This window comes from Corallococcus sp. CA054B (genome assembly GCF_003611625.1).
Lineage (GTDB): Bacteria > Myxococcota > Myxococcia > Myxococcales > Myxococcaceae > Corallococcus > Corallococcus coralloides.
Window position 1 is genome coordinate 1 of the sequence record NZ_RAVY01000338.1, and the last position, 5000, is coordinate 5000.

General features: G+C 72.7%; 4 protein-coding genes. All 4 read right to left on the minus strand.

Features of this window, described 5'->3' with window-relative positions; all coding sequences use genetic code 11:
- The coding region (locus D7V80_RS40125; protein ID WP_120593039.1) for a DUF4350 domain-containing protein at positions 1-1277 on the minus strand (1277 nt) is incomplete at its 3' end.
- Positions 1270-3159 (minus strand): DUF4129 domain-containing protein, encoded by a 1890-nt coding sequence (locus D7V80_RS40130; RefSeq protein WP_120593040.1) that lies wholly within the window; start codon positions 3157-3159, stop codon positions 1270-1272. The genes D7V80_RS40125 and D7V80_RS40130, both read right to left, overlap by 8 nt.
- Positions 3160-3163: 4 nt before the next feature.
- Positions 3164-3430 carry a hypothetical protein gene (locus tag D7V80_RS40135; RefSeq protein ID WP_120593041.1) on the minus strand — a complete coding sequence of 89 codons (267 nt, stop codon included), beginning with the start codon at positions 3428-3430 and terminating at the stop codon, positions 3164-3166.
- Positions 3431-3488: 58 nt separating this feature from the next.
- The coding region (gene rho, locus D7V80_RS40140; protein ID WP_233586077.1) for a transcription termination factor Rho at positions 3489-5000 on the minus strand (1512 nt) is incomplete at its 5' end.

Consider the following 5000-nt stretch of genomic DNA (forward strand, 5'->3'; position numbering starts at 1 on the left):
CATGGGGTTCCGGGGCGGGGCCGGCCGGTGCCGGCGGGGTGGATGCGCTCGCGCACGTGCGCGGCGGAAGTGGCGAGGGCTTGAATGTCGGCGTCCGTATGGACGGTCTCGGACTGGCGGGCCACGTCGAGCAGCCCGTCCGCCAGGTCCTGGCGTCCGCGCGTGCGCAGCCCTTCCGCGACGGCGGTGGCGGTGGAGTGCGAAGGCAGGCCCGCGAGCGGTGCCAGCTGCTGCGTGAGTCCGCGCGAGATGAGCCCCGCGGCGAAGCCGTGGTGTTGGCCCTCGCGATACAGGCGGCTCATGGCGAAGAGGGCGTCCGTGGCGCCCACGCGCATGGACTCCGGCGGAGGAAGTGGACGGCCGAAGCGCTTCAGCGCGCCCGCCCACAGCACGACGCCCAGGAGCAACTGCGCGACGGCGAAGTGCAGGCCGTAGCGGCGCGCGAAGTCCACGAGCGAGCGCTCGTTGGTGAAGCCGTGGTGGAACTCGTCGAAGGCGAAGGGGCCGGGGCCCAGGGCCTCCAGCGCGCTCAGCCAGAACTGCGCGTTGTCCGCCCTCGCGAGCGCCGGGTTCATCGCGAGCTCGGGGGCGCCCACCACCAGCACCCGGCCCAGGCCCGCGTGAATCACCGCCGCCACCGGGAAGCCCAGGCGCTCATCCTCCAGCACCGTGATGGCGCCCTCCGGCAGCCGGAGGTAGGCCTGGACCTTCGCCTCCACGCGCTCCACGCCCAGCGTGTACGGCGTGGGCAGCGAGGGCACCAGCGTGCGCATGGGCAGCGTCACGTCCGCCTTGTCCAGCTTCACGCCCAGCTCATCCAGGAGCGCGTTCTCCCGCGAGCCCCAGGGCACGTACACGAGCGAGGCGCCGGCGCGGACATGCGACAGCACGCGCTCCACCTCATCGTCGTCCAGCTGCTGGGCCCGCAGGGCGTTGAAGCCCTGGTGCGGCGCCGCCTCGTCGTCGACGCCCGCGTCTGGATCCGAGGCGAGCCGCGTCTGATCCGGATCCTCCTCGTGCGAGTCCTGGACCTCCACCGCGAGCAGCACCAGCGCTTCATGGCCCTTGAGCAGGCGCAGGTCCGCCATGTTGCGCGTCACCGGCAGGCCGCTCTCCTGCGCGAGCAGATACAGGGCGCGCGCGCCGTCCGGCTCCGCGCGGAAGGTGGACAGCGGATCCGCGAAGCCGCCGCGCTGGGCGCCGCGCACCAGGAATGTCCCGAGCACGCCCGCGAGCAGCAGGGCTCCCAACACGAGCAGCGGGAAACGGTCACGCACCGGCGGCCTCCTGCGCGGGCGGCGCGGCGAGCAGCGGGGCGGTGATGGCGCGGAACTCGGTGTAGCCGTCCGCGCCCACGGGCACGTTGCCGTACCACGCGAAGTCGAAGCGGCGCGTCAGCTCGCGGAACGGGGCCTTCACCTCCGGGCGGCCGCGGAACGCGCGCAGGTAGTCCCAGTTGGACAGCGTCTCGTCGTAGTGGATGGCGCCGTCGCGGTGCAGGCGCGACAAGAGCGCGAGGTACAGGTTGCGCACCGCCTCGCGGTACTCCCCCTTCGCGGCCAGCGCGTCGGCCAGGTGTGCCCAGCCTTCCGGTGGACGCGACAGCGCGTGGTCCGGGTTGCCCGCGAGCGCCGCGGCGTCCATGGTGCTCACCTCCAGCGCCGGGCCCGAGCCCTCGCGCTTGCGCCGCAGCACGCTCACGACCACCACCCCCAGCACCGCCAGCGTCAGCGCGACCAGCATCACGACGAGGACATTCGCCGCCGCGCCGCCGCTCACGGGCAGGGCCGTCTCCCGCGACCGGGGCTCTGGGTTGTTGCGCTTGAAGAAGTCCTTGAGCCACTCGCCCAGCTTGTCGATGAAGCGGCGCCACCAGCTCGACTCCGGAGGGACCTCTTCCTCCTTGGGTTCGGCCGGGGCCTTCTCCGGGCGCTCCTGGAACTCCGGCCGCGCGAGGATGGCCCGCGCCCGGTCCGTGGCCGCACGGGCGTCCGCGCGCGCCTGGGCCTCGGCCGTGGCCGTCACCTGCGCGAGCCCGTTCTCCAGCGTCACCGCCGCCGTCTCGCAGTCCTCGTCGTCGTAGGCCAGCTGCTCCAGGTGGCGCACGAAGCGCTCGAGCTTGACCGTCTCCCGCGCGTTCAGCGCGTCGAAGTCCCGGAGCGAGGTGTCCTCCACCTGCTCCGGCAGCTCGCACTCCGTCGCGACCTTCACCAGCCGGGCGCGCAACGCCTTGCGGTCCACGGGCGCGGCGGCCTCCGGCGCGGCTTCCACCGGCGCGGGGGCCGCGAGGAGCAGGCCCGTGGCCAGCAGCAACGCCGCGGCCACGCCCTTCGATGCGAGCACCCCTCGCTGCGTGCTCCGCTCCGGGAGCTGCTGCACGGCGGCCAGCAGGTCCAGGCCTTCCTGCCGCACGCGCCCGTCCACCAGCAGCAGCGTGGCGGTCGCCGCGCGCAGGGGCTCGAAGAGGGCGAACGTCGTCGCGGCGAGGAACACGAGCCACGGCGGGTTGTCCAGCGACGCGAACCGCTCCGCGAACGTCAGGTCGATGCCCACGAGCTGCCGCCCGAGGTACAGCAGGAAGTTGAGCCCCACGTGCAGGTTGAGGAACACCAGGACCTGCACGCCCATCAGCCAGCGCACCGCGGTGGCCGTCCCGCGCGACGGGCCCAACAGCCGCGAGCCCACCGCGTACAGCTTCAGCGGGCTGCCCCGGCCCTGCATCGTTGCCGCGTAGCCCACGCCCTGCGCGGAGAGGAGGAACAGCGCGATGCCCAGCGAGAACGTCAGCGTCAGCACGTTGAAGAACGCCAGGTACGCCACGGCGATGAACAGGCTGGGCAGCCGCGCCAGCGCCGCGCGCAGGGACTGGCGCACGGACGGCTCCGCCTTCGCGCCCAGCAGCAGCTCCTGCACGTAGTGGCACGCCGCGCCCTGGCCCACGCCCCGCAGGAACCACGCGAGCGTCACGTACAGCGCGGGCAGGGTGGGGGAGCGCCCATGCTCCACGGCGTCCAACAGGTGCAGCAGCGCGGCCACCACCGCCGCGCCACCCGGCAGCGTGAGCGCCCACACGCCCGCGTCGCGCGCGCACAGGCGCAGCGCCGCGTCCATCAAGGCCACCGGACCCCGGGGGCGCAATTCCAATGCGGAGACGGCCATCGCGCTAGCCCACCGCGTGCGCCGCCAACAGGACGCCGCCCCACACGAGCACGACGCCCACGAGCGCCAGCACCACGTGCGTCACGCTCCACTCGCGCCGGGGCGGCGGCCCCTCCAGCGCCTTGCGGCGCGTGTCGAGGCAGCTGGCGCAGCGGTTGATGCCCTCGAACTGCGTGGTGCACTCGCGGCAGATGACGCGCCGGCACTCCACGCAGACGCCCAGGCCCGCGCGGTCCGGGTGGTAGTGGCAGCGGCCCGAGCCCTGAATCATGCGCTCACCTTACGCAATCCAGGGCTCGCCACACCACCCCCGCGCGGGCAGCCGGGGCCTACAACTCGTCGAAGAACTCGTCGTTGTAGGTGTACCGGCCGAGCCGTTTGACGAGCGCCTCCATGGCCTCCACCGGCTTCACGGAGAAGAGCATCTGCCGCAGCTTCTTCACCTTCTCGTACTCGCGCAGGGTGAAGAGCTTCTCCTCCTTGCGCGTGCCGGACTGGGAGATGTTGATGGCCGGGAAGACGCGCTTCTCCGCGAGCAGGCGGTCCAGGGTGACCTCGGAGTTACCCGTGCCCTTGAACTCCTCGAAAATCACCTCGTCCATGCGGCTGCCGGTGTCGATGAGCGCCGTGCCGATGATGGTGAGGGAGCCCGCTTCTTCCGTGGCGCGCGCGGCGCCGAAGATGCGCTTGGGGCGCTCCAGGGCGCGGCTGTCCACGCCGCCCGTCATGGTGCGGCCGGAGCTGTCGACTTCCTTGTTGTAGGCGCGCGCCAGGCGGGTGATGGAGTCCAGGAGGATGACCACGTCCTTGCCGGATTCCACCAGCCGGCGGGCGCGCTCCAGCGCGAGCTCCGCGACCTTGAGGTGGTCACCCGTGGGCCGGTCGGAGCTGGAGGCGATGACCTCCGCCTTGATGCTCCGGCGCATGTCCGTCACTTCTTCCGGGCGCTCGTCGATGAGCACCACCATGACGTGGCACTCCGGGTGGTTCTGGATGATGGCCTGCGCGATGCGCTGGAGCATGATCGTCTTGCCCGTCTTGGGCGGGGCGACGATGAGCGCGCGCTGACCCTTGCCGATGGGCGCGATGAGGTCCAACACGCGCGTGACCATCTCCTTGTGGCCGTTCTCCAGCTTCAGCCGCTCGGTGGGGTCCACGGAGGTGAGGTCCGCGAAGTGCGGCAGCCGGGGCGCGCCGTCCAGCGGGCGGCCGTCCACCGTGTCCACCTTCTGGATGACGCCCTTGTGGCCGCGCATCTGCGCGAACGCGGTGAGGTACTGGCCCTGCCGCAGGCGCAGCTTCTGCACCAGGTTCTTCGGCAGCTCCGGGTCGTCCGGCGACGCCAGCAGGTTGCGCTTCACCTGACGCAGGAACGCGTTGGGGCCCTTGGCCTCCGTGTCCAGCACGCCCTCCACGGGCGCCAGGTTCTGCTGCGGCGCGCCCTGGGCGTGTCCGCCGCGCTGCTGCTGATGGCGCGGGTGCTCGTGCCGCTGCTGCGGCTGAGGCTGCCCGCCGTCCTGCGGGCGGTTCTCCTGGCCCTGCGGCTGGCCGCCGCCCTGGGGCTGCTGTTGCTGCTGCGCCTGGCGCTGGCGGTACTGCTCCAGCTCCTGCGGCGTCAGGAAGACCTGCACCTGCTGGCCGTCCGGGCCCGCCGTCATGCGGTAGGCCTGGCCCTCCGGGGTGAAGTGCACCTGCGCGCCACGGCGGCGGCGGCGGCGGCGGCGGCGGCGGCCGCCCTGGCCCGCGGGGCCTCCGGGCGCGCCGTTCTGGGCGGCGCCTCCGGCGGAGGCATCACCCTCGTCGGGGCCCTCGTCACCCTCGTCGTCACCGCCGTCGTCGTC

Excerpts from the sequence above, each read along its gene's own strand:
- D7V80_RS40130 (WP_120593040.1), bottom strand. The coding sequence starts at position 3,159 with ATGGCCGTCTCCGCATTGGAATTGCGCCCCCGGGGTCCGGTGGCCTTG.
- D7V80_RS40135 (WP_120593041.1), bottom strand. The coding sequence starts at position 3,430 with ATGATTCAGGGCTCGGGCCGCTGCCACTACCACCCGGACCGCGCGGGC.